This is a genomic window from Arcobacter sp. CECT 8985 (assembly GCF_004116495.1).
Classification (GTDB): domain Bacteria; phylum Campylobacterota; class Campylobacteria; order Campylobacterales; family Arcobacteraceae; genus Malaciobacter.
In genome coordinates this window covers 39,771-65,474 of sequence record NZ_PDKC01000013.1, presented here as the reverse complement: position 1 = coordinate 65,474, position 25,704 = coordinate 39,771, and the positions used below count along the sequence as shown (strand labels likewise).

The following is a 25,704-nucleotide window of genomic DNA, read 5'->3' as shown; positions in this document are numbered from 1 at the left end:
TTATTAATGTTATGTAGTTCATAGCTTTTTTTGAAGTATTTTAATAAAAAATTTCTATATGTAAACACTGATATATTTAAATCAAGATCTTCTTTTATTTTTATTATTTGTTCTTTTAAACTTGCATTACTTTTAAAAAAAGCTTTTATTTTATCTTTATTTAAAAGAAGAATTTTATGTTTTTCTTTTAGGAATATTACTTCTTCTTCATCTAAAAAATCAGCTAAATCAAAATTGTCTTTTTTCATTTATTAAAACCTTTATATGGTATAAAACATATTTTTTATAAAATATTATAAAATTTTAACAAAATAAAACAAAAATAATAATTAAGTAATTATTTTTCATTTATAGTTACTGACCAGTCTTTGTATTTTGGATTATTGTTTATTTCATCAATTCTTTCTTGTGTTAAGTCTAAGTATTTCATACATTTACCATCCCAAACAATACATGGAAAAGTTTTTTTCTTGAATATATTTTTAATTTTATTTAGCATATCTTCTCTTTTGTTTTATTTTAGTTTATCAAAACTCTAATTAGGTTTTGTAATTATAACATTAAAATTGAAGTTCATATTATATTCATATTTTATTCACCCTTCATTCACTTAATAAATATAAACTTTCAAAATATTTTATAATTAAGGAAGTTTATGAGAACAAAGAAATCCACTTTTTTGATGCTTTTTAAGTATCAACTATTTTTTTTTTATTTTACAGCTGTTTATCAAAGTTTGTGTTTTTTATTTAATGTTTCTGGTTTTGTTGGATTAAGAAATTCATTTTATTACACATTAATTTGGTTAATTCCAATTTTAATATTTCAAAAGCATTCTAAAAAAATTGCATTTGTAATTGGAGTTTTTTTATGGTTAGCCTCTTTGCCTAGCCTATTTTATTTTTTGATTTATAAACAAGAGTTTTCTCAAAGTGTTATATATATAATATTTGAATCAAATATTGTAGAATCAAATGAATTTCTACATACATATTTTTCTTGGTGGATGATTCCATTTTTTATTATTTATACTTTGATTGGATATATTATATGGAAGAAATTATCTAATATTAGTATTAAGTTAACTGGGAAAATTATTCTAATACCTATTCTTTTATTAATAGCATCAGAGTCATTTGCTAAAAGTTATGTTTTGGGAAATTCTAATTTTGATAGTTCAATAGAAAGACAAATGACAAAAATGCAATGTGCAACACCTTGGAATATAGTCTTTGGTTATGTTAGTTATAAAAAAGTCTTGGATAATATGGAAAAACTTTTAAGTAAAAATAGTACACTTCCTCCTGTTAAAAACTTAGTAGATAATAGTCCAAGTGTTAATACAGTAGTTCTTGTAATTGGTGAGTCAACTGATAGAAATAGAATGAGCCTTTATGGTTATAAAAGAGATACTACGCCAAATCTTGATAAAATGAAAGATGATTTAATTGTATTTAAAAATGTATATTCTCCAAGACCTTATACAATTGAAGTATTAGAGCAAGCATTGACTTTTGGAGATGAATTACATCCTGATATGTATTTGAAAAAAGTTAATATAATTAATATAATGAAACAAGCAGGGTATGAAACTTATTGGATTACAAATCAACAAACACAAACTAAAAGAAATACAATGCTTACAACTTTTTCTAAAATAGCAGATCACCAAGTATATTTAAATAATAATAGAAGACAAAATAGTTCTTCTTATGATGAAGTGGTTTTAAAACCTTTTAAAAAGGTATTGGCAGATAAAAAAGTTAAAAAGAAATTTATTGTAGTTCATTTGTTAGGTACTCATTCAAGATATGATTATCGATATCCAGATAATTTTAATAAATTTACAAATAGAAAAGTCTCAGATAAATTAAATGAAAAAGAGACTGAGAGTTATAATGCTTATGATAATGCAGTATATTATAATGATTATGTAGTTTCAAACTTAATAAAGAGTGTAAAAAATGAAAAAACAACTGCCTCATTACTATATCTTTCTGATCATGGAGAAGAGGTTTTTGATGATATTGATAAAAAGAAAATGGGAAGAAATGAATATGCTCCAACAAAGGCAATGTATACAATTCCTTTTATTTTATATGGAAATGAAAAATATAAAGAAAATAATAATTATAAAAAATTAAAATCATTAACAAAAAGATATTTCACTTCAGCTGATTTATTATATACATTTAGTGATTTTGCAAAATTAAAGTATGATAGTTTAGATTTATCAAAAAGTATTATTAGTGATAAGTTTGTTCAACATCCTGTTTTAATTGGAGATCCAACAAATAAAAAAACATTAAGAGATTTAATTAAAAAGCCATTTGTCTATAAAAAAATAAAGATTCAGTCATAAAAAAAGAAGTAGTTTTAAACTGCTTCTTTTTTATGTAAGGGATTTAAAAAGATTGCTAATCCTGCAAAAAGTAAAATTAAAACTGCTCCAATTGCATAAAAATCATTTGTTGCAAGCATGACTGCTTGCTTTTGTATTAAGTTAGAAAAGTAAGCATATGCACCTTGAGTTGAAAGGCTTGGATTTAAATCTTTGATTTTATCAATGCTACTTATATAACTTTGTGCATTTATAAGTTCAACTCTATTAACTTTTTGCATATGTTCCCAGTATGTTTGGCTTGTTGATGAACCTATGGCCATAGCCATAATTCTTAAAAAGTTTTGTAGTCCTGCTCCACTCGTTATTTGTTGTGGCTTTAATTCTGAAATCCCTAATGAGGTTAGAGTAATCATACAAGCTGGAATTCCTGCTCCTAAAATAAATGTAGGAATTGCTACAGACATATAAGTTGCATCTGTATTTAAAAGTGCTCTTAAATAAAAAGAAAAAGCAATAACTACTAAACCATAAATAACAATATATCTTGAATCTATTTTGGGCAATAAATTTCCTACAATTGGTGAAGTTATTACTGCTAATATACCAATTGGAGCCACTGCAAGTCCAGACCAAGTTGCTGTATATCCCATGATTTTTTGTAACCACAATGGACTTATTAGTACATTTCCAAAAAATACTGCAAAAGTAAAACTAAGAATTAAAGTAGAGATTGTCCAATTTTTAGACTTTACAACACTCAAATCTAAAATAGGGTGCTCATCTGTTAATTCCCAAATTACAAATAAAATAAATGAAATTAAAGCTATTATTGCACAAGTTGTAATATATGTTGATTGAAACCAATCTAGTTCTCTACCCTTATCAAGCATAATTTGAAAAGAACTAACAAATATAATTAATAGAATTAAACCAATATAATCAATTCTTGTTTTAGTTATTTGTGTTTCTCTACCTTTTAAGATAAAAATTGTTCCAATAATTAAAATAACTCCAAAAAATATATTAATATAAAAAATCCATGCCCAGTGCCAATTATCTGCTATATATCCACCTAATATTGGCCCAAAAATTGGAGCTACAACAGTCATCATTCCCCAAATTGCCATAGCAACATTTGATTTATCTTTTGGAAAAATTGATAATAATAATGTTGCAGAAAGTGGAATAATTGGACCTGCTGTTAAACCTTGAAATATTCTAAATATTATTAAAAATTCTAATGAACTAGATAGACCACAAAGTGTAGAAAATATAACAAAACCAATTACTGAAAATAAAAAGACTCTAACTTCACCAAACTGTTTACTTAACCATCCTGTTAATGGAACTGTAATTGCTTCAGCTACTGCATAAGTGGTAATAACCCATGTTCCTTGAGTTGTAGAAACACCTAAATCACCTGATATTGTAGGAATAGCAACATTTGTAATTGTTGTATCTAAAACTACAATGAAGTTACCAAATGATAAGATAAATGCTCCTATAACTAAAGCAATTCCTTGTAATGCTGGATATCGTTCTTGCATTTTAGTATCCGATTATTTAGAATTATTATCTAAAAAAATCTGAACATGCATTGATAAACCAGTATATAATGGTTTTTTTGAAAGTTCTTGCTTATTTAGTTTGATTCTAATAGGAAGTCTTTGAACAACTTTAATCCAGTTTCCTGTTGCATTTTGTGCTGGAATCATAGATAACTCAGAACCTGTTGAACTTGAAATCCCTTCAACTGTACCATGATAAATTACATTGCTACCATACAAATCAGAGTATAAATCAACATTTTGTCCAATTTTAACATCTTCTAATTTACTTTCTTTAAAGTTTGCATCTACATAAACTTTATCTATTGGAACTATTGTAAGAAGTTGACTATTTGTATTTACATATTGTCCAATTTTTACATTTTTTTGTGTAATAATACCTGAAATAGGAGCTTTTATTATTGTTCTTCTCATATCTAGTAAAGCTTTTTCATATTCTGCTTTTGCTTTTAAAACTTTTGGATTTGTTTCAACTTTTTTATCTTTTATCAATTGTAAATTTGATTCTTTTTGTGCTTTTGTTACTGTTTTTGATGTAATTGCACTTTTCAAGTTTAATTTTGCTTCTTCCCATGTTTTTTTAGCATTATCATATGAAAGTTTAATATCATCAAATCTTTGTTGTGAAACCGATTTTGTTTTTAATAATTTTTTATATCTTAATAAATCTTTTTTAGCTTTTAGAAATTCAATATGTGACTTTTCTATTGTAGCTTTTAAAAGATTTATTTTTGAGTTATCAAGATTTATTTTTTTTGAAAATTCATTATCATTACTTATCAGTTTTGCAACTTCTCTTTTTGTCTCTTCTAAATTTGCTTTTGCAATATCTAATTTTATTTTTACATCTTTATCATCTAAAATAATTAAAGGTGCACCTTTTTTAACATATTGTGTATCAATAACATTAACTTGTTTTACAGGAGCATTTATTTTTGGTATAACTTGTGCAACATCTGCTTTTGTATATGCATTTTCTGTTGAAATAGTTTTTGAACTGTATATAAAGGTATATGCGAAATATGTGATTATTACTATTATTAGTATTATAAAAAATGTAAGAAGATATTTTTTTCTTTTCTCTTTTAACATTAATGTCCTTTTTTGAAATATAAAACGGTACCGTACAGTACCAAATAGGATTTTAAGAAACCCTTAATTATAATAATTACAATAAAATTAAGTAGGTTAACTGATGACTAAAAAAGAACAAAGAAAGATTGAAATATTAGATGCAGCAGCAGCTTGTTTTTATACAAATGGATATATGGCAACTTCATTAGATGAAATTACAAAAGAAGTAGGTTGCTCAAAAAGAACATTATATAATGAGTTCTCAAATAAAGAAGGTATATTTAAAGAGCTAATTATTACAAATACAAATCAAGTTATTAAAATCTTAGAAAAAGAAAAATTTGAAAGTAAAGATTTAAGAGATAATCTAGTACATTTTGGCTTTACTTTGATGAATACATATATGCAACCAAAGATGGTAGGAGTATTTAAGGTTATTTTAACTGAAACTGCAAGATTTCCTGAGTTAGGTAAAATATTTTTTGATAATGGACCTAAAAAAGGAAGTGAAATATTAAGAGGAATTTTAGCAAATTCTGAATATTTTGATGATGATAGACCTGTTGATGAATGGCATATAGATTACTTTATTGGAATGTTAAGAAGTAATATTCATTTAAAAGTTTTATTAGGATTGAAAAAAAGACCAACTGAAAAAGAGTTGAAAAAATATATTAAAGGTGCAGTTGAAATATATTTAAATGGTATTATTAAAAAAAGTTAATTTCATAACTTTTATTGATTAAAAATAATTTTATTTCTTCCACTCTCTTTTGCTTTATATAACAATTCATCAGTTTGTTTATATAAAGTTTCTATATCTTGACTATCTTTTGCATGTTGACAACTAGCACCAGCTGAAACAGTTATATATTTTGAAGTATTGCTATGTTCATGTATTATTTTTAAATTTTCAATTGCAAAAATAATATCTTTTGCAAACTCTTTTGCACTAGAAATATTTTTTGATTTATATAATAATCCAAACTCTTCTCCACCAAGTCTAAAAGCATAATCATCAGCTCTACGCATATACTCTTTTAATAAAGTAGAAATTTGAATTAAAGCATAATCTCCTTTTTGATGTCCATAGTTATCATTGTATTGTTTAAAGTAATCAATATCCATAATAACAAATGTAAAAATTTCATCATATCGTTTTGCATTATTAATAAAAGTAGGTAGAACATCATTAAAATATCGTCTGTTATAAATATTTGTTAATCCATCAGTTATAGATATTTCTTCAATTCTTTTTTTGTCAGTGATATTTTCTCTAATTGCAGTATATGCTTTTATTTTACCTTTTTCATCATACTCTGGAGTTATAACTGAATAAGTCCAAAAATATCCACCATCTTTTTTCTTGTTTTTTATTTCACCTCTCCACTCTTTCCCAGATTTTATTGTTCTCCACAAGTCTTCAAATAAGCTGTTATTTGTATCTGGATGTCTAACAATATTATGGTTTTTACCAATTAGTTCTTCTTTTGTATACTGACTAATATCTAAAAATGCTTTTGATACATAAGTTATATTTCCTTTTGTATCAGTACTTGAAATAATTACATGATTATCAATAATGTCAATGTATTTTTGCATTTTTACATTTATTTTATGGATAGTTCTATTTTTTAAAGAAATTATAATAATAATCACTAATAAAATACTACTAATGATAATAACTTTTTTATAATCAATTGTATCTTCATATTTTACAGAAATCCAATCTTTGTAAAAGTTCTCTTGCTTTTGTTTTGAAATATTGCTGATAACCTTATTCATAATTGAGTGTAACAATGGTTCATCATTTCTTGTTCCTATTGAATAACCCCAGTTATTATTAAATTTTCCTGATACTTTTAACTCTCCAAAATAATCTTTTTGTATATAGTATCCAATAGTTGGAAGTATTTCAGCAAATCCAAATATTTTTTTATTTTTTACTTTTTGAAGACCATCTTTTATTGATTTTACCTCTACAAATTTTATTTTAGGGTATTTGTTTTTTAAAGCATTAATATAAGCATAGTTTTTTATATAACCAACTTTTTTATCATATGCACTTGGTAGATTGTTTATAAATTGTTCTTCTAATCTTGTGGCTAGAACCAATGGATAAGTTAAATATTTTTTTGTAAAATCTAGATAATCTCTTCTTTCTTTTTCATTGATAATAGCTGGTGATAAATCACATTTTCTTTTTTTCAAAAATTCTAATGTTTGTGTCCAATCTTTTGTTTTTATTAGATTAAAAGGAATATTCAATTTTTCTTCAAAATAATTAATATATTCTGATGTCATACCAAATACTTTATTATCTTTTATCTTTTCAAAAGGCATCCATTCAGGATCAATACAAAAATTAATTTTTTTCTTTTTCAAAAGATAAAGTTTTTCCTCATTTGTTAGTTTAAATCTTGTTTTTTCAGTATCTATTTTAGACCATTTATTTAATAGCATATCTATTTTTGAAGAGGGTATTTTTTTATCAATTTTTTCAAAAATTGATTTTAATATTTCATTACCTTTTTCATATCCCATATGTAAATTAATATATGAAGGAATATATTTAGATTGTAGTTTTGTTGTTTTAAGATTGGTATACCAATTTTTTTGAATTATATAGTTAAGAGTAGATATATTACCTATTGCAAAATCAGCTCTATTTTCTAAAACCATTTCAATTGCTTTTTGTGATGAAGAGACTGCTAATAAATTTAATTCTGGATATTGATTTTTCAAAACTTTTTGTAAAAATGAACTATTTAAAATTGCAATAATTTTATTACTATCACTAATTTCTTTTATATTATGTATTGATTGTGCATTTTTATTACTTACAATAGCAGGAGTATATCTTATGTGGCTAAAATCACTATACGTTATAAACTTTTTTCTTTTATTTGTTATTGCAATATTTGGAATAATATCAACTTCTTTATTTCTTATCATTTCTTGATATTTATCCCAAGATAGACTTCTTTTAAAGTTAAATTTTATTCCAGTTAGATTTGTTACATAATTGAAGTAATCTATTAAAAATCCTTTTGGTACATTATTCTCAATAAAATTAAATGGTGGAAAATCTTTAAGACTTTGGACATTTAAAGTTGGATGTTCTTTTAAATATTTTAATTCTTCTTTTGAAAAATTGAAAAAGTTTTTATTACCTTTAAATAAAAATTTTTCTAAATTTAAATTATTTATTTTTTTATTAGAATACTCTTTAAGAAAATTATTTATATATTTTAATCTACCTTCATCTAATGTTCCTAAGGGAGTCGTATCCATTGAAATTAACTTATCTATAGCATTTGCTTCAAATCGTAAATGCTCTATACTTATATTTTTTGCATATTTGTCATGAATTAATTTTATAACTTCTTCTTTATGTTTTAGTGCATATTTCCATCCTTTTAACGATGCTTCTTTAAACTTTTCAGCTCTTAAAGGATGATTTATTGCTTCTTTTCTACTTGTAAATATCATATCACCATAAAAATCAAAACCATAATTTGCAGGATTTATTATATGTATTGGAATGTTTCTTTTTTTGAAATAATAAGGTTCATTTGAAATATATGCAGGAATTGCATCTACTGTATCATTTAATAGTTCGGTATAGGCTTTATTGCCTATTTTTCTGATTAAATTTGGGTTTATGTTTAATTTTTTTAACAATGCTAATATAGAAAAGCCATCTATATCTTTTTCATAAAAAAGTATTTTTTTATTATTTAATTTATAAGGAGAATCTACATTATTTTTTAATGAAATTAAAATATTTGGTGAGTGTTGGAATACAGTTGATAAAAGTATAATAGGATTATCTCTTGATTTATATAATAAAATTATTGAATCAGCAATACCATAGTAAGCTTCTTTTTCCATAATCTTTTCTATATAATTTTCTTTTATATCTCTTTGTTCTATTTTTACATCTAATCCTACATCTTCATAAAAACCTTTCTCTTTTGCTATATAATATCCTGCAAATTGAAATTGATGAAACCATTTTAGGTTTAATGTTACTTTTTCTAAAGCTAATAAGTTAAGAGAAAAAGCAGTAATTATAAAAACTATCTTTAAAAAAGTATTTTTCATTTTTTAATCTTTATAAAAATTTTATATATGATACCTAAAAAAAAGGTGTTATTAGAATATTTTTGCTTTTTAAATATAACAAAATATGACAAAATTCTTTTTTATTAATAATTTGATATACTTAAATATTAAATATTTGGAGTATTAAATGCAAAAATATATTTTTATAAAGTTTTTTTTACTTTTTGTTTTTTTTGTTAGCTCATTATTTGCTCAAGAGCATAATAAGTCAAATGTGTTGTTTCTTCACTCTTATCATCCATCTTCAATATGGACTCAAGAGATAAATAGAGGAATGCGTTTCGTATTTGATGATCCAGATAAGTATGATATTTATATTGAGTATATGGACACTAAAAGATTTAGTTCATCAGAACATTATAGTAATCTAAAAAATATTTATAAAGAAAAATATAAAAATATAAAATTTGACATAATCCTTGCTTCAGATAATAATGCTTTTAATTTTTTGAAAAAATATAACTCTACTTTATTCAAAGAAGTGCCTGTAGTTTTTTGTGGAGTAAATTACCTTAAAAAAGAGCAACTTGAAGGATATGATAACTTTGTAGGAGTTAGTGAGGAAACAGATTTAAAAGCAAATTATGATTTGATATTAAAACTTCATCCAAATGTAAAAACAATATATAATTTAATTGATTCAACAACTACAGGAAAAACTGTAAAAAAACAGATGCAAGGGATTATAAAAAATTATGAAAACAAAAATTTAAAGTTTGAATTTTTAGACAAGCTAACAATGAAACAATTACTTAATAAATTAAAAAATTTAACTTCAAATAGTGTAATTTTACATAATACATATTTTAAAACAGAAGATAATAAATTTTTAGATCATTTTTCATTGAAAAAACTTCTAAATAAAAATGTAAAAGTTCCAATATATACTACTTCAAAAGGTCTTTTAGGCAAAAATATTATTGGTGGATATATGATTACAGGTTTTTCTCAAGGTAAAACAGCAGCAAATTTGGCAAAAAGAATCCTTGATGGTTCTAATGTAAAAGATATGAGTTCTATATACGAGAGTCCTAATAATTATATTTTTGATTATAATCAAATAAAAAAATTTAATATTGATGAAAAAATACTTCCTTCAGGCAGTATTTTTTTAAATAAAGAACTCTCACCCTTTGAAATATATTTTAAAGAGATAGTATCAACGATTGTACTTTTTATAATGATGATTATTTTTATAATTATTTTACTTTTAAATATAAATAAAAGAAAAAAAGCAGAAATAAAAATCCGAAAACAATTAACTTTTCAACAAAACTTAATTGATAATGTAAATACTCCTATTTATTATAAAAATACAAATAAAGAGTTTATTGGCTGTAATAAAGCATTTGAAGAGATGGTTGGCTTACCAAGAGAAAAAGTTATAAACAAAAAATCATCAGATTTAATAAATAAAAAAACAGCAGAACTTATTGATGAAAAAGATAATATTTTACTTGATAAAAAACAAATAGAAGAGTATGAAATTTCTATTGAGATTAATAATAGTAAAAAAGATTTAATACTTTACAAAAATCTATTTTATGAAGATGGACAAGTAGGTGGAATAGTTGGTGCAATTTTTGATATTACAGAATCAAAATCTTTATCATATGAATTAAATAGAATGCTTAAAACTCTAGATAAGAATGTAATTATTGCAAAAACAGATAGTGAAGGGAAAATATTTTATGTAAGTAAAGCATTTTGTCAAACTTTTGGATATGCTGAAGATGAATTAATAGGGAAAAATTATACATTTTTAGCTGAAGGATTAATTGATGAGAAAGTACATGATGATTTAGATAAGACTATAAAAAATAAAAAGATTTGGCAAGGAGAGTTATTAAATAGAAGTAAGTCTGGTGAGCTTATTTATTTATATGTTATTATAACACCAGAATATGATAAAAATGGTGATTTTGTTAACTATACAACTATTTTTCAAGATATAACTACAAAAAAACAGATTGAAAAAGCAAAAAATGAAATAGAAAATCTAAATATAGAAATATCTGATACTCAAAAAGAAGTAGTTTTTAGAATGGGTGCTATTGCAGAAGTTCGTTCTAAAGAGACTGGAAATCATGTTAAAAGAGTTGCAGAATATTCAAAAATATTAGCTTTAAAATATGGTTTATCTGAGAAAGAAGCAGAGATATTAAGACAAGCAAGTCCAATGCACGATATAGGAAAAGTTGCAATTTCAGATGCAATTTTGAAAAAGCCTGGAAAATTAACAGAAGAAGAGTTTGAAATAATGAAAACTCATACAACAATAGGTTATGAAATGTTAAAAGGTTCAGATAGACCTATATTAAAAGCAGCAGCAATTGTAGCACATGAACATCAAGAGAAATGGAATGGTTCTGGTTATCCAAGAGGATTAAAAGAAGAAAATATTCATATTTATGGAAGAATAACAGCTGTGGCAGATGTATTTGATGCTTTAGGAAGTAGCAGATGTTATAAAAATGCATGGGAAGATGAAAAAATATTTGAACTATTTAGAAAAGAAAAAGCAAAACATTTTGATCCAAAATTAATAGATATCTTTTTTGATAACTTGGATGAATTTTTGGAAATTAGAGAGAAGTTTAAAGATTTTTAATATAGTAATATAACAATGGTACCGCTAGTCGGACTTGAACCGACACTTCATTGCTGAAAAGAGATTTTGAATCTCTCGAGTCTACCAATTTCTCCATAGCGGCTTCTCTTTTAAGTCTGAAATTGTGTCGAAAAAAGGCTTAAAAGTTTATTTGATAAGTTAAAAACTAGGTGTTTTTATTGTAGATTTTAATGTATCTATTCTTTTATTTGCTAAAACTATCTTTTGTATTGAAATATTATGGTTTTTAATATTTTTGTAAATAGTATTTATAATTTTATCTGTACTTATATAATCAAGTTGGTTTCCAAAAAGTAAAATATCTACTCCACTATTTATTGCTAAAACTACACTTTTTTCAAGGGAATAATGACTTGAGATAGCTTTCATTTGCATATCATCACTTATTATTACACCTTTATAGTTAAGTTTATTTCTTAATAATTGAGTATTTACCTTTTTTGAAAGTGTTGCTGGGTATTTTGAGTCTAAGTTTTTATTAAATACATGAGCTGTCATAATCATCATAGATTTATTGCTATTTTTAAGTATTTGTTTGTAAGGAATAAGCTCTTTTTCTTTCCATGTATTTGATACATCAACAAATCCTTTGTGTGAATCAGTTGTAGAAGAGCCATGTCCTGGAAAATGTTTTAAGGTACTTATAATTTTTTGTTTTTCAAGTGAACTTATAAAAGTTTGTGCATATTTTGATACTTTTATAGGGTTTTTTCCATATGATCTATGTAGTTGATTTATTACATAGTTTTTAGGCTCAATACTTAAATCAACAACAGGAGCAAAATTGCAGTTTATTCCAATATCTCTTAAATTCTTAGCTAGTTTATCATAAGTAATAGTTGCATTTTCTAAGCTATTTGAAGCTATATCTTTTGCACTTAGTGTTTTTATAAAACCAATATTTTCTTTAAGTCTTGCAACTTTACCACCTTCTTGATCAATTGAGATAATTAGAGGTTCTTTTGATATATTTTGTAAAGTAGTTGTCAATTCTTTCAGCTGTTTTAGTGAAGATATATTTTTGATTTTATCTTTATTATTATAATATCTATCAAATAGTATAACTCCTCCTAAATTGTATTTTTTTATATCTTTTACAATTTTACTTTTTTCATTGATTTTACTTTCATTGAAACCAACTATTAGCATTTTACCTATCATTTTTTTTAAAGTATTTTCATCAATTGAGTTATTTGCAAAAGCAAAACTTTGCAAAAAAACAAGAATAAACATAATAATTATTGATAGTTTTTTCATACAATTTCCATTTGTATTTAAAGTGTTTGATATTGTATCAAGTTATATGTTATAATAGAGTAACTTATGTAGTGGTACCCGTGGTCGGACTCGAACCGACAAGACCTAGGTCATTGGATTTTGAATCCAACGTGTTTACCAGTTTCACCACACGGGCATTGATTTTTAGACATAAAAAAATCCTATCCCATTATAGGATAGGATTAAAGATGAAGAGATTATTTACCAGCAACTGCTTCTTTTAAAGCTTTACCAACTTTAAATTTTGCAACTGTAGTAGCAGGTACAGTAACTGTTCTGTCAGTTCCTGGAACTTTTGCAGTTCTTTGTGCTCTGTCAGAAGTAGTAAATGTTCCAAATCCGATAAAACTTACAGAATCTTTTTTAACTAAAGTCTCAGTAATTGTATCTAATACTGCGTCAACAGAATTTTTTGCATCTTTTTTTGATAAACCAGCTTTTGTAGCTACTGCGTCTATAAATTCAGCCTTGTTCATAGAAGAACTCCTTGTTTAAATTAAAATGTTATCAAACTTTATAGTATTTAACCTTTAAAATAGCTAAAAGTAGCCATGAATTGGGGTTTATAGTTTAATATTTAAGAAAAATATTAGAAATTAGCTATATGAAGCTCTAATATTTATTAATCTACAACTATTTTCTAAGATGGCAACTCTTTTTACAAGTTCATTTATATCTCTATCATATACATATGTACCTACACCTTTTATTACCATAATTCTTGTATTGTTCTCTTTTAGATATTTAGTAACTTCAAGTGCATTTCTATCATACCATGTACTATAATCTCCAGGATCAATAACATCTATTTCACCAAATGTTATTCTTCCAAAATAATCATCAAATATTATCTTGTCATGATCAAGTGTATATGCAGTTGTAAAAATTGGCATTCCAAATGCTATATATTTTGCTTCATGTATATTATTATATATTGTTGCATGAATATATGCCTCAATACTTGCTTCATTCCATCTATAGTCTTGTTTTGTTGTACTTAAATGACAAAATGATTTTTCACTCATCTCATCAAAGATAGCATCAGATGTATTTATAATAAATGAATTATGGTCAACTTTTGCAGATATTGCACCATGATAAATACCGAAAAAGTTTTTTCTAAACATTGTAAGAGAAAGTTTACTTAATAAGTCAACTACATTTTTATCTGTCATTTTAAAATACCTTAAATCAAAATTTAGGTATTATATATAAAATTTAATAAGGACCTTTTTAATGGATGTTCCACACGTTCCTGTCTTATATGAAGAAACCCTTGAGGCTTTTAAAGATATAGATGACGGATATATAATAGATTGTACTACAGGCTTTGCTGGACACAGCTTTGGCTTAATTTCTCAAAATAAAAATATAAAACTTATATGTAATGACCAAGATGACGAAGCTTTGGCTTTCTCAAAAGAAAGATTAAAAGATTTTAAAGACAGAGTTATTTTTAATAAAGGTAACTTTGAACATGTTTTAAATAAATTTAAAGATTACAATATAAAAGGTATTTTAGCTGATATTGGAGTATCTTCTTTACAATTAGATAAACTTCAAAGAGGTTTTGGATTTGAAAGTGATACTTTAGATATGAGAATGGATCAAACACAAGACTTAGATGCAAGTACTGTTGTAAATAATTATTCATTAGAAGATTTAGAAAAAATATTTAAAGAGTATGGCGAAGTTCGAGAATATAAAAAAGTTGCATCATTAATTGTAAATAATAGACCTTTTAATTCATCAAAAGAGCTTGCAGAGTTTTTATCAAAAAAAATGCACAAAGGTAAAATTCACCCAGCAACACTTCCTTTTCAAGCAATAAGAATAGAAGTAAATGATGAATTGGGTGTATTAAAAAGATTATTTGATTCAATTGAAGAAATAAAACCAAAAGATTGCATTATTGGTATAATCTCTTTTCACTCATTAGAAGATAGAATAGTTAAAAAAGTTTTTAAAAAATGGACTAAATCTTGTATTTGTCCACCTGAAGCATTTAAATGTACTTGTGGGAATGATCATGCTTTGGGAAAAGTTATTACAAAAAAACCAATAATTCCTACAAAAGATGAGATAAAACAAAATCCTAGAAGCAGAAGTTCAAAGTTAAGGATTTTCAAATTTGATTAAACTTAATGCTAAGAATTCATTGATTATTGCATTTTCAATGTTAATAATTACTCTTGTATTATATGTGCCAAAAATATATTTGAGAAATAATATATATTATGTAAGTAAAGATGTAAATAAATTATATGCACATTATATCTCGCTAAAAGAGGAAAATAAATTCTTGGCTCAACAATTGGAAGATATGAAATTTAAAAACCAAATTGTTGATTCTTTAATCATAAAATCACTAGAAGAGAAAAAATGATAAAGTCCTTGATAGAGTTTTTTTTAAGAAAACCAGTTTTAAATCATATGTTACTGTTTTTTTTATTTACTCTATCAATCTTTTCATACTTAAATATTTCAAAAGAGATATTTCCCCCAGCAAGACTTGATGCAGTCATAATAAATGGATCTTATACAGGAGCAAGTTCAGATTTACTTGATAAAATAGCAGTAGAGGATATAGAAGATGAACTTCTTGGTTTGAGTGAAGCAAAAAAGATAAGCTCTACTATTAAAAATGGTTTTTTTACAATTCAAGTTGATTTAAAAGATGGAGAAAATCCAAATTTAGTAGTTGATGATGTAAAAGATATAATTACTCAAGTAAAAACAAATCTTCCTACAGATATGGATGAACCAACTGTAAAGACTATGGAATATACTTTTCCTTTGATTACAGTCTCACTATTTTCAAAAGACAATAAAAGAACAAAAGAACAACTTCTTGATATTGCAGATGATGTAAAATCTACAATTATGCAATTAAAAGATTTATCAGAAGTTACAGTATTTAGTAAAACAGATAAGCAATTAGTTGTTATTTTTAATGAAGAAAAAATTAAAGCATTAAATCTTAGTAAAGTTGATGTTGTAAATGCAGTTTCGAAAATAAGTTCTATTTTTCCAGTTGGTATTATAAAAGATACAAAAAGACACTACTATTTAAGTACTTTTAATGGTGAAAAAGACATAAATAATATAAAAAATATTATTTTAAAAATTGATGATAAAAAGATATACCTTCATGATATAGCAACTGTTAAGTATAAGTTTGAAGATGTTTCAAGTATCTCCCATTATGATGCAAAAAGAAATATTGCAATTGGAGTAAATAAGGGGTATGAAGGTGATTCAATTGAACTTGTTAAAAAGATAAAACAAATTACTAAAGATTATGAAAAAATTTATCCTGATATAGAGTTTGATACATATATTGATACATCTATTTGGATTAAAAATAGATTGAATACTGTTGTTTCAAATATTATGTTTGGATTAATACTTCTTTTTACTGCATTATTATTTTTTATTAATGTAAGAATTGCAATAGTTATTGCAATAGGAATTCCAACTTCTTTTATGATAGGATTAATAGGTGCACAATACTTAGGCTATAGTTTAAATATGATTTCATTACTTGGTGCATTGATTGCATTGGGAATGTTAGTTGATGAAGCAATTGTAGTAGGGGAGAATATCTATAGACATATGGAAATGGGAAAAAGTAGATTTGAGGCTGCTCGTGATGGGGCATATGAAATGTATCCAGCTGTTTTGACTGCAACAGCAACTACAATTTTTGCATTTTTGCCTATTTTGATAATGAGTGGAGAGACTGGAAAATTTATGCAAATTCTTCCTATTATGATTACTGTACTTCTTCTATCTTCTCTTATTGAAGCATTTATATTTTTACCCTTACACTCAATGCAGATATTAAAAGTAAGTAATAGTGATAGAAAATCTCATAAAGTCTGGGATTTTAATAAAAGAGTATACTCAAAGATTTTACACTTTTTATTAAGAGGTAAGTATGTTACTTTAATATTAATGGTAGTATTTATTTTTGTTTCAACATTTATACTTTTTAAATCAATTAAGTTTCAATTTTTACCTACATTTGATACAACACAAATATATGTAAATGGTTCTGTTGGTGTTGGAAAAAAAATAGAGCAAACAGAACAAATTGTTCTAAAAGTGGAAAAATTACTACTTGATACGTTAAATACTAAAACAGAAGTAAGTTCAATAACTTCTGTAATTGGTATGAAGCTTGATGGTAAAAACCAGCCAATAAATGAAGAATTTTATTTTCAAACTTTTGTAAACTTACATGAAAGAGCACCACAAAACTTTTTTGACAAATATATAAATCCTTATCTTTCACCAAAATATGATGATTCAGATATGATTAGACAGCAAAGTGCTCAAATAATAGAAGAGAAAATTAAAAAAATAATAAATAAAAATATGGATACTTCTAAATTTGATGATTTAAAAGTATTTACTCCAAAAGCTGGAATAGTAAAAAATGATATTGAAATCTCTGTAAGTGGAAAAAATGAGATTGTTCAACGTGCAGTAAAAAAGATAAAAGAGAAACTTTCAACTATAAAAGGTGTTTCAAATGTTGCAGACAATGCACTTTTGGGTAATTATGAACTTAAATTTAAAGTAAATAAATATGGACAACAAATTGGTGTTGATGAAAAGATGATTTTAGATCAATTAAAACCTTTTTATGCAAAAGCTACTTATTCTAAAATGTTCGATGATAAAGGAATAATTGAGATTGTTTTTAGAAGTTTGCATAAAGATATAATTACAAGTCTAGATGATTTTGAGATAACTTTACCAAATAAACAAAAAGTTCTTTTAAAAGAGGTTGCAGATTTTATAAAAATCCCTGCATATTCTCAAATATTTAAAGAGAACAACAAAAGAATTACAAGTGTAACAGCTTCTATTTTTAAAATTACATCTTCAGATGTATATGAAAAGTTAAATCCTGTTTTAAATAAGTTATCAAAAGATGTAATAATAAATATAAAAGGTGAGCAAGAAGAGAATGCAAAAGTTCAAAAAGAGATGAGTGAAGCTGCTATTATTGCAATAATTCTTATATTTATAGCACTTGTATGGATGTTTGATTCTATGGTTAAACCTCTTATTATAATAAGTACAATTCCTCTTTCTATTTTAGGTGTATTAGTAGGGCATCTAATAATGGGTATAAATCTAACAATGCCAGGGCTTATTGGTATTGTTGGACTTGCAGGTGTTATTGTAAATGATGGTATTATTATGATGGATTTTATTAAAAAAGCAAAATCAATAAAACAACTAGAAGAGTATGCTCTTTTAAGGTTAAGACCAATTTTACTTACATCTATTACAACTGTTTTGGGTTTGAGCTCTTTGATATTTTTCCCTACAGGACAAGCTTTAGTTCTTCAACCAATGGCTATTGCTTTAGGTTTTGGTATATTGTGGGCAACAATTCTAAATCTATATTATGTACCTATGTTGTATAGATTAATTTATTTAAAAGATAAACAGAGTAAGGAATAACTCTTTACTCATCTAAAATTGTAATATAATCAATTTTATCTAATACATTTTTTGTATCATCGTAATTTTGTAATTCTTTTCCAAATTCTAAAGTACTTATGATATTTTTACCTATTATATTTCTTCCTTTTGTATAAAGAAATACCCTTGTTTTTACGCCCCAAACATCTTGCATTACTAAAGGTTCACCTTTATTGTTTCCAATATATAACATAATATGCCCAGGTAAATGAATCAATGTTTTAAATGCTTTTGCATGTTTTATAATATACTCTTTTTTCTTCTTATTTGATAGATTTTTAATATAAAAATGTTTTCCATCTTCTATTTGTTGAGATGAGTTTCTATTTAAAAATACTCCAAATGTACTAAAGAAATCTTTTGTAAAACTAGAACAATCTCTAAAATTAAAGATTCCTCCCCAACCATATTGTTCACCAATTAATTGTGAAGCTACTTTTGCGATATTTTTTGAGTTAAATTTTAATGGTTTTTTATCTATATTCTTATCATCGATTTTAATATATCTAATAAAGGCATTATGATTTAAATCTTTTTTTGCAATTAAATAGTTTTGTTTATATTTTGGGAAAATTGTACCTAATTGAATTTTTTCTATAAAAAAATTATCATGTATATTAAATTTATCTTTTGTTGCAATATAATAGTTATTTGTTTTAAACTCTTTAATAAACTTATCACTTACAAATGCAATATCAGATATTTTTACCCAACCAAAAACAGAAGCGGATTTGATAAATACCCAAGCTTTGTCTTTTGAATAATGAGATACTAAAATTGGAGTATTTATTTTTATTTGTGAATTTTGATTATAATCAAAAGGAAATCCTTCCCCTGCTGTGTATGGATTGTAAAACATCATTTCTATTGTAGGGAATACTTTTACAGCACTATTTTTTACCATAATTGCACGTTTTGATACTTTTTTAAACTCTTTAAAGTTTGAATTCTCTATTTGTTTATCAAACCATTGTTTTGAAGCTTTTGAGAAATTTTGTAAATAAATTTCTCTTTTTTTATAACTAAATCCCCAAGTTGCTACACTTTTAGATATTTTTATTTTTGGATTATCCCAAACACTAAAATACTTTTTATTAAAGTTAATATTTGCTTTTTGTTGATTTTTAAAAGTCAAATCTTTTGTTACATATTTATTTGGATCTTGAGAATATGTCTTCAAATCTTTTATTGGCAAATTTTGATGAACGCATGCACTAAAAAATATTGTTATTATAAATGGTAAAAAAAATGTTTTTATATTCAATCTAAAACCTTTTTTGAAATTTAAAATATGATTGTATCATATGCTTAGTTTTTAGAAGTTAAATAATTAAGTATATTAGTGTTAATATTTGATTATGTATAAGATTTCTATTGATAAAAACCTATTTGAAAATATATTATTAAAAAAAGTTGCAACTTTGAAAAAAGATACAACTAGATATTGGAAAAAAGAGTTAATTGAGCCTACTATTAAAAATGATAAAATTCACTATTCAATAAAACAAATAGATAAAATACAACTTACTAATGGTTTGGGTGAAGATAAACCCTCTTTAGTTATTGAGTGTAAAAATGTTGATTATAATACAAAAAACAATCAATTTGAATTTCAATTAGGTAAAATTTTTGAACAAAAAAATACAGATATTGAAGATGATTATAAAGATACTTTAATTGAGCAACTTTTAAGAGAAAAAGCTCAACTTGAAGATAATATAAACAGAGATCATTTGACAAAACTTTATAACAGAAGAAAAATGGAAAATGATTTGAATATTTATATAAATCAAAATAATATAGATATGTTAAACACTGTATTTATTGATGCTGATAGATTTAAAGGAATAAATGATAATTTTGGGCATGATTATGGAGATAAAGTATTGATTTATATCTCTGAAAAGTTACAAGAATATGCAAAAATTTTAAATGGCGAAGTTTATAGATTTGGAGGAGAAGAGTTTATTATTCTTTGTTTTTGTAATAAGGAGTATTTACTTGAGAATTTACAAAAATTAAAAGATGATATAAATTACCAAAAGATTTTTCATCCTACCCGTTCTATAAGTATATCTGTTAGTATGGGTGTTTCATATTTTAAAGATTGGAAAAATAAAGATATAATGATTAAAAAAGCAGATGAAGCTGTTTATAAGGCGAAAAATAAAGGAAGAAATAGAATAGAAATTTCTAGTGTTAATAACAACTAGAAATCTAGTCGTTATTTTTTTGTTATATAGTTAGCTAATGCTTTTATATCATCATGGCTTAAAGGTGCAACTTGCCCTTTCATTAAACCTTTCATTGGTCCACCATAAGTTCCATCTTTATAACCTTTCATTGCAGCAAGAAATTGGTCTTTTGTAAGGTCTTTGATTATTTTACTTTTACCTAATGCTTTTTTCTCTCCATTCATTCCATGACAAGTAGCACATTTTTTGTATAGCGCAGCACCATCAGCAGCAAATAATGCACATGCAAAAAGTGAAGTTGCGATTAAAATTTTTTTCATTCTAAAGTCCTCTCAAATTAATTTTTATTATTTTATATAAAATAAACTTTCATTTCTTTGATTTATATCAAAATTTAAAAGAAATTTAAGAAAATAACACTTTATTGTTATTTTTTTATACATTATTTATCAAGTCTTCTTTTAAACTTTCTTTATTTATCTTGTTTCTATCACTAGGAACTAAAGGTAGTGATTTTTTATAAAATATTTTACTTGGTATCATGTAAGATGCCAAATGCTTTTTTAGTTCAAAAATAATTTCATTTGAAGCAAGTTCACTTCTACTTGAATAAACAAATATTATTTCTTCTTCTATTTCAGGATTTTCAATTGAAAAAACTGCGCATTGTTCGATTTGAGGTATATTTTTATATGCTACTGATTCTATTTCATAAGGACTTACTCTAAAGCCTCTTGTTTTTATCATATCATCTTTTCTGGATACAAAATATAAATATCCCTCTTCATCTTTATAAACATAATCACCAGTTGCAACTACTATTTCATCGCATAAGTGTCCTTCTAGATTTATGATATTTTTTAGAATTTTTATAGATTTAAATCTTTCTTTAGTTTCAACTGATGCATTCCAATAACCTTTATAAATATATCCACCCCTATGAATTAATTCTCCAACTTCTCTTGGTTTACACTCTTGCCCTTGTTCATTTATTATATATAATTCAACATCGGGAATCGCTTTTCCAATAGAATCAGGTCTAATTTTAATTTGGCTTGGTTCTAAGTATGTTGATCTAAAAGCTTCAGTTAGTCCATGCATAGAAAAAAATTGTGCATTTGAAAAGTATTTTTCAACATCATTTATCATTTTTGTTTTTACATTTCCACCAGAAGAAGTGATAATTCTTACATCTTTAAGTAATTCATTACTTGGAAGTTTATGTTCTTGTTCATCAAACATTAACGTAAGATGAATTGGCATAAGAGGAAGAACTGTTACTTTATCTTTTATTATATGGTTAAAAAAATCATTTGGTAAAATAAATCTATGTAGTGCTAGTGTTGCTCTTTTATATAAAGAGCAAAAGATTTGATTTAACCCATAATCAAGATTAAATATTAGCAATCCAGAAATTACATCATCTTCTTTTAATTTTAGATATTTTGATACTACTCTTGCAGAATCAATTAGATTTCTATGTGAAATAACTATTCCTTTTGGTTTTCCTGTTAGTCCAAATGAATATGTAATAACAGCATTGTCATGCCCATTGATATCATGATTATATGGTTTATTATAATATTTGTATATCTCTTCAAAAGAAGCTAAATCATTTGTTGTTCTTTCATATGAGATTATTTGACCATTAAACTCTATTTCTTCAATTTTCTCAATTTTTACTTTATCAGTAATGATACATTTAATATCACAATCTTCAATAATATATTTTACTTGTTCTGGTTGTAACATTCTTGTCAAAGGAACTAAAATATAATCTGTAGATAATATGGCTAAAATAGCAATAACTTGATCTATTGATTTATTTGAATATATACCAATTCTACTACCTTTTGGTAAATCTAATTCATTTAAATAAAACGCCACTTGATTTACTTTTGTAAATAACTCACCATAAGTGATTTTTGAATCATCTTGAATTATGGCAATTTTATCACTAGAAGATATATTAGCATCTTCTAACAGTGTTCTTATACAATTTATAGACATTTTAGCTCCTTATTTTTGTGTTATACCTAAAGTCCAAATTTCATAATTACTATCTAATATAATATTTGGTTTTACACTACTATTTAAAATCTTTTTATAAAAAAATCCAATAATATTTTCAACTTCATCTTGTTTTAAAACTTTTGTAATTCCACCTGTTAATACAACAGATTTAAGTAAATCTAATTTGAGGTTAACATATAAAGGGTGGGCTTTTGATACTTTATATAAAACTAGAAAAATTGCCAGTTGCATTAAAATTTTTAATGCTTTATCACTTTGTTCTTCAAATATATGTTCTGTAACATTCAAAAATGCAAGTAATTCATATACAAATTCATTGTTTTTTGCTGCAAATATTAAAGATTCTTTTGATTTAAATACACCAAGTTTTTTAAATACAAGTCTATCAAACTCACTATCTTTTACCATATTATCATTTACTAGTGTAGTACTATAATGAATATCAGTTGTTGCTCCACCAATATCAATTAAAATAAAAGGATCAGCAACTTTAAACATACTATTTATTAAAGGCAAAGTTTTATTTACAATATATGGAGTAGAATATATTTGATTATTAGTAATTTCATATAGATTTTTAATATCTTCTTTTCCCATAATATCTGCTTGATATAAATTTGTTAAATAGTGTTTTAGTTGCATTTCGTTTATTTGAAGTTTGTTTGTAATAATATTTGGTAAAACAATTAAATTTTTAATATTTTCATTTAAATATCTACTATCTTTTTCATTACCAACATAAACTATATTTGAATAGTTAAGCTCATTTAAATAGTTAAATAATCTTTCATCAAAAACATTACTAACACTATCAATTGCTCCTGTTATTATAACTACATCAATTAAATCACTAGGAATAGTTGTTTGTTCAATATTTTGATATAAAACAGTATCAATGATGTTAATACCTGAGTTAAAAGCTATATTTTTTGCATATTTTAAAGAAAAAGAGTTTGTAATTCCTATTATTAAAGTACTAAGTCCTCCATTTGCAGAAGAACAAATATAAATATCATCTTTATTATATTTTTCTAAAATATCACTACATTTATATTTTAAATCATCATAAATATCTTTATTAAAATCTCTAAAATGTTGTTGAAGATTTTCTGAATCACTTACTTTAAAATATGTACTTCCAATATCTATTAATAATCTATCTTTCATTGCATTATTCCTATATCATGTATAATATCATTTACGATTGATGTTGCATCTTTGTTAAGATCACATTGGGCTTTTTCATATTCAAAGCATTTATCACTAATTGGGAGTTTTCCTCTTTTTATTATTCTGATATTTTTATTTTTATCTCTTACTGTTACTACCTCATTGTGATTTATAATATGTGGTGAGAAAGGAACATCAATTATTCCATTTTTTACACTATTAAATACTTTTCTCCATAAAGTATCAGCAGTATCATTGAAAACAGCTTCCATGATACTATTTACTTCTTCTGTTAAAATCTCTTCTTCTTTTTCATCTACAATATTTGGTAAGCCATTTAATATTCTAAGTGTATATTGAGTATTTGCTACTGTTTTTGCATTTGCTTCTTTTGTAGGAATACCAAAAGCTTCATCTCTTGTTTTTGTTATGATTTTATCTGCACCAACTAAACTTGCAATAACTGTTGATGTGTTTATTAAAGATTCAGAATACTCTTTGTTTGAAGGAAATGCGCCCATCCACTGATGATAAACAAGGTGAATATTTGCATCTTCACAATCTATTTTTTTAGCGTAGAGTTTTGCTAATTTTTTTAATACTGCACTTGTAACAATATCTTGATTTACTGAACCACTTTGAGAAAATGATACTGAAAAAGATTTAACTCCTTCTTCAAGTGATAAAAGCATCTCAAGTAACTGAATTACAATAGTAATACAAGGTGGAACGAGTGTTGCTGTTAAAGGACCAAATGATTCTCTATTTATTGGTTCATTTAAAGTTGAATATTTTGCACAGACTCTTTCTACATATTTCCAATATAAAAATGCTTTATCAATTGGAAAGTTCTTTGAATATGGTAATAGATAAGTAATTGGACCACCCTCTATTTCAAAAATACCTGAGGCAATTGCTGTCTCAACTAAAAGTCTAGCATCTGGTGTTCCATGTCTTAAACTAACTGGTTTGTCAAAATGTGTAATCATTTTTCTAGTTGTTCTATATCCATGATTTACAAGTGGATAACCATTTAACATATCAACTTCATTTTCTTCACTTAATCTTAACATCTTTTTTGACATTGCATAATCATTAAGTCTTGTATTTGAATCGATTGTTAAAGGTAAAACATCAACATTTGCTTTTACAAAAAAATCATTTAATGCAAATTGTTTTTGATAAGTTGGGAAACCACCTCTTGGCTGAACTAGCATTTTATTACTATTTTTAAAATTGTGTGAGATAAAAAGATTTTTACTTGCATTTTTTACAAACTCTTCAATTTCTGAAAAATCAAAATTATCTGCATACTCATTTTGAACTATTATTTCTCTTTCTTCTTGCAGTAAACTCATTTTTTTGCCTTAACATATTTTTCTAATGCATCTAATCCACTATTTAAATCTACTTGATGAAAAACTAAGTCAAATCCATAATTCTTAAATTTTGGAACTAGGTCTTCAGTTTTAGCTTCTCCCACTGCTAAGTTTCCACCTAGCATAAAGACAACATCATCTAAAGATTTATATTTAGATTTTAAAATGTTAAGTTCTCTACACCATCCTTCTGCTTCACCATTTAATGATGATATTAATAATATATCGGCATTTGTTTCAATAACTGCGTCTATAAACTCTTCAAGATAAGTATTAACTCCCAAATTAAATACTTCATACCCTCTTGCTTGTAATGATATTTCAATAAGTCTATTAGCTACTACATGTATATCATTCCCTACTACTCCTGTGACTACTTTCATATATATACCTATTTTTG

General features: G+C 25.1%; 21 protein-coding genes and 2 tRNA genes. 7 read left to right on the top strand and 16 right to left on the bottom strand.

What is annotated here, in order from left to right:
* Both CRU93_RS07415 and CRU93_RS14155 read right to left on the bottom strand, forming a co-directional pair.
* Positions 1-248: hypothetical protein (locus CRU93_RS07415; RefSeq protein ID WP_164967646.1), on the bottom strand; the 248-nt coding region annotated here is incomplete at its 3' end.
* Positions 249-337: 89 nt separating this feature from the next.
* Complete coding sequence (locus CRU93_RS14155; RefSeq protein ID WP_164967645.1) at positions 338-499, bottom strand: hypothetical protein; 162 nt, start codon at positions 497-499, stop codon at positions 338-340.
* A gap of 156 nt (positions 500-655) precedes the next feature.
* Between CRU93_RS14155 and cptA the strand changes: the two genes are divergently transcribed.
* Positions 656-2,362, top strand: coding sequence for a phosphoethanolamine transferase CptA (cptA, locus tag CRU93_RS07410; protein ID WP_129103555.1), 1,707 nt, complete (start codon positions 656-658; stop codon positions 2,360-2,362).
* A 14-nt stretch (positions 2,363-2,376) separates the two neighbouring features.
* Here cptA and CRU93_RS07405 read toward each other — a convergent pair whose 3' ends face one another.
* Together CRU93_RS07405 and CRU93_RS07400 are read right to left on the bottom strand one after the other, a co-directional pair.
* Positions 2,377-3,891, bottom strand: a complete 1,515-nt coding sequence (locus CRU93_RS07405; protein ID WP_129103554.1) for a DHA2 family efflux MFS transporter permease subunit — start codon at positions 3,889-3,891, stop codon at positions 2,377-2,379.
* A gap of 12 nt (positions 3,892-3,903) precedes the next feature.
* Positions 3,904-5,004 carry an HlyD family secretion protein gene (locus CRU93_RS07400; RefSeq protein ID WP_129103553.1) on the bottom strand — a complete coding sequence of 367 codons (1,101 nt, stop codon included), beginning with the start codon at positions 5,002-5,004 and terminating at the stop codon, positions 3,904-3,906.
* Positions 5,005-5,107: 103 nt separating this feature from the next.
* Between CRU93_RS07400 and CRU93_RS07395 the strand changes: the two genes are divergently transcribed.
* A complete protein-coding gene (locus CRU93_RS07395; RefSeq protein WP_129103552.1) occupies positions 5,108-5,710 on the top strand; it encodes a TetR/AcrR family transcriptional regulator in 603 nt (200 codons plus the stop codon).
* 11 nt (positions 5,711-5,721) lie between these two features.
* On the opposite strand, the gene CRU93_RS07390 is transcribed toward CRU93_RS07395, so the two are convergent.
* Positions 5,722-9,093 carry a diguanylate cyclase domain-containing protein gene (locus CRU93_RS07390; protein ID WP_129103551.1) on the bottom strand — a complete coding sequence of 1,124 codons (3,372 nt, stop codon included), beginning with the start codon at positions 9,091-9,093 and terminating at the stop codon, positions 5,722-5,724.
* Between the two features lie 148 nt (positions 9,094-9,241).
* Between CRU93_RS07390 and CRU93_RS07385 the strand changes: the two genes are divergently transcribed.
* On the top strand, positions 9,242-11,725 hold the full coding sequence (locus CRU93_RS07385; protein ID WP_129103550.1) for an ABC transporter substrate binding protein: 2,484 nt from the start codon (positions 9,242-9,244) through the stop codon (positions 11,723-11,725).
* A gap of 16 nt (positions 11,726-11,741) precedes the next feature.
* On the opposite strand, the gene CRU93_RS07380 is transcribed toward CRU93_RS07385, so the two are convergent.
* The 5 genes from CRU93_RS07380 to CRU93_RS07360 all read right to left on the bottom strand — a co-directional run bounded on the left by CRU93_RS07380 (position 11,742) and on the right by CRU93_RS07360 (position 14,199).
* A tRNA-Leu gene (locus CRU93_RS07380) sits at positions 11,742-11,828 on the bottom strand.
* A gap of 56 nt (positions 11,829-11,884) precedes the next feature.
* Positions 11,885-13,003: a glycoside hydrolase family 3 N-terminal domain-containing protein gene (locus CRU93_RS07375; RefSeq protein ID WP_129103549.1), complete on the bottom strand. Its 1,119-nt coding sequence runs from the start codon at positions 13,001-13,003 to the stop codon at positions 11,885-11,887.
* Positions 13,004-13,075: 72 nt separating this feature from the next.
* Positions 13,076-13,160 (bottom strand) — tRNA-Leu (locus tag CRU93_RS07370).
* Between the two features lie 61 nt (positions 13,161-13,221).
* Positions 13,222-13,500 (bottom strand): HU family DNA-binding protein, encoded by a 279-nt coding sequence (locus CRU93_RS07365; RefSeq protein WP_129103548.1) that lies wholly within the window; start codon positions 13,498-13,500, stop codon positions 13,222-13,224.
* A gap of 120 nt (positions 13,501-13,620) precedes the next feature.
* Complete coding sequence (locus CRU93_RS07360) at positions 13,621-14,199, bottom strand: class II aldolase and adducin N-terminal domain-containing protein (RefSeq protein ID WP_129103547.1); 579 nt, start codon at positions 14,197-14,199, stop codon at positions 13,621-13,623.
* A 61-nt stretch (positions 14,200-14,260) separates the two neighbouring features.
* Here CRU93_RS07360 and rsmH point away from each other — a divergent pair, with 61 nt between their 5' ends.
* The 3 genes from rsmH to CRU93_RS07345 are packed head-to-tail and all read left to right on the top strand — an operon-like array spanning position 14,261 to position 18,505.
* A complete protein-coding gene (gene rsmH, locus CRU93_RS07355; protein WP_129103546.1) occupies positions 14,261-15,163 on the top strand; it encodes a 16S rRNA (cytosine(1402)-N(4))-methyltransferase RsmH in 903 nt (300 codons plus the stop codon).
* Entirely contained in the window at positions 15,156-15,410 is a 255-nt protein-coding gene (locus CRU93_RS07350; protein ID WP_129103545.1) for a hypothetical protein, read from the top strand. Before rsmH ends, CRU93_RS07350 begins: the two co-directional genes overlap by 8 nt.
* Entirely contained in the window at positions 15,407-18,505 is a 3,099-nt protein-coding gene (locus CRU93_RS07345) for an efflux RND transporter permease subunit (RefSeq protein ID WP_129103544.1), read from the top strand. Before CRU93_RS07350 ends, CRU93_RS07345 begins: the two co-directional genes overlap by 4 nt.
* 4 nt (positions 18,506-18,509) lie before the next feature.
* Here the strand turns inward: CRU93_RS07345 and CRU93_RS07340 are convergent, their stop codons facing one another.
* Positions 18,510-19,790 carry an SH3 domain-containing protein gene (locus CRU93_RS07340; protein ID WP_129103543.1) on the bottom strand — a complete coding sequence of 427 codons (1,281 nt, stop codon included), beginning with the start codon at positions 19,788-19,790 and terminating at the stop codon, positions 18,510-18,512.
* A 94-nt stretch (positions 19,791-19,884) separates the two neighbouring features.
* Here CRU93_RS07340 and CRU93_RS07335 point away from each other — a divergent pair, with 94 nt between their 5' ends.
* Positions 19,885-20,739, top strand: a complete 855-nt coding sequence (locus tag CRU93_RS07335; protein ID WP_129103542.1) for a GGDEF domain-containing protein — start codon at positions 19,885-19,887, stop codon at positions 20,737-20,739.
* An 11-nt stretch (positions 20,740-20,750) separates the two neighbouring features.
* Here CRU93_RS07335 and CRU93_RS07330 read toward each other — a convergent pair whose 3' ends face one another.
* The 5 genes from CRU93_RS07330 to glmS form a co-directional block, all read right to left on the bottom strand.
* Positions 20,751-21,041, bottom strand: a complete 291-nt coding sequence (locus tag CRU93_RS07330; protein ID WP_129103541.1) for a c-type cytochrome — start codon at positions 21,039-21,041, stop codon at positions 20,751-20,753.
* Positions 21,042-21,156: 115 nt separating this feature from the next.
* The gene (locus tag CRU93_RS07325; RefSeq protein WP_129103540.1) at positions 21,157-22,731 is read right to left on the bottom strand and encodes an AMP-binding protein; all 1,575 of its coding nucleotides are present in this window, start codon (positions 22,729-22,731) and stop codon (positions 21,157-21,159) included.
* Positions 22,732-22,740: 9 nt separating this feature from the next.
* Entirely contained in the window at positions 22,741-23,922 is a 1,182-nt protein-coding gene (locus CRU93_RS07320; RefSeq protein WP_129103539.1) for a glutamate mutase L, read from the bottom strand.
* Positions 23,919-25,283, bottom strand: a complete 1,365-nt coding sequence (locus tag CRU93_RS07315; RefSeq protein WP_129103538.1) for a methylaspartate mutase — start codon at positions 25,281-25,283, stop codon at positions 23,919-23,921. Before CRU93_RS07315 ends, CRU93_RS07320 begins: the two co-directional genes overlap by 4 nt.
* Positions 25,280-25,687, bottom strand: a complete 408-nt coding sequence (glmS, locus tag CRU93_RS07310; RefSeq protein WP_129103537.1) for a methylaspartate mutase subunit S — start codon at positions 25,685-25,687, stop codon at positions 25,280-25,282. Before glmS ends, CRU93_RS07315 begins: the two co-directional genes overlap by 4 nt.
* Between the last annotated feature and the right edge of the window lie 17 nt (positions 25,688-25,704).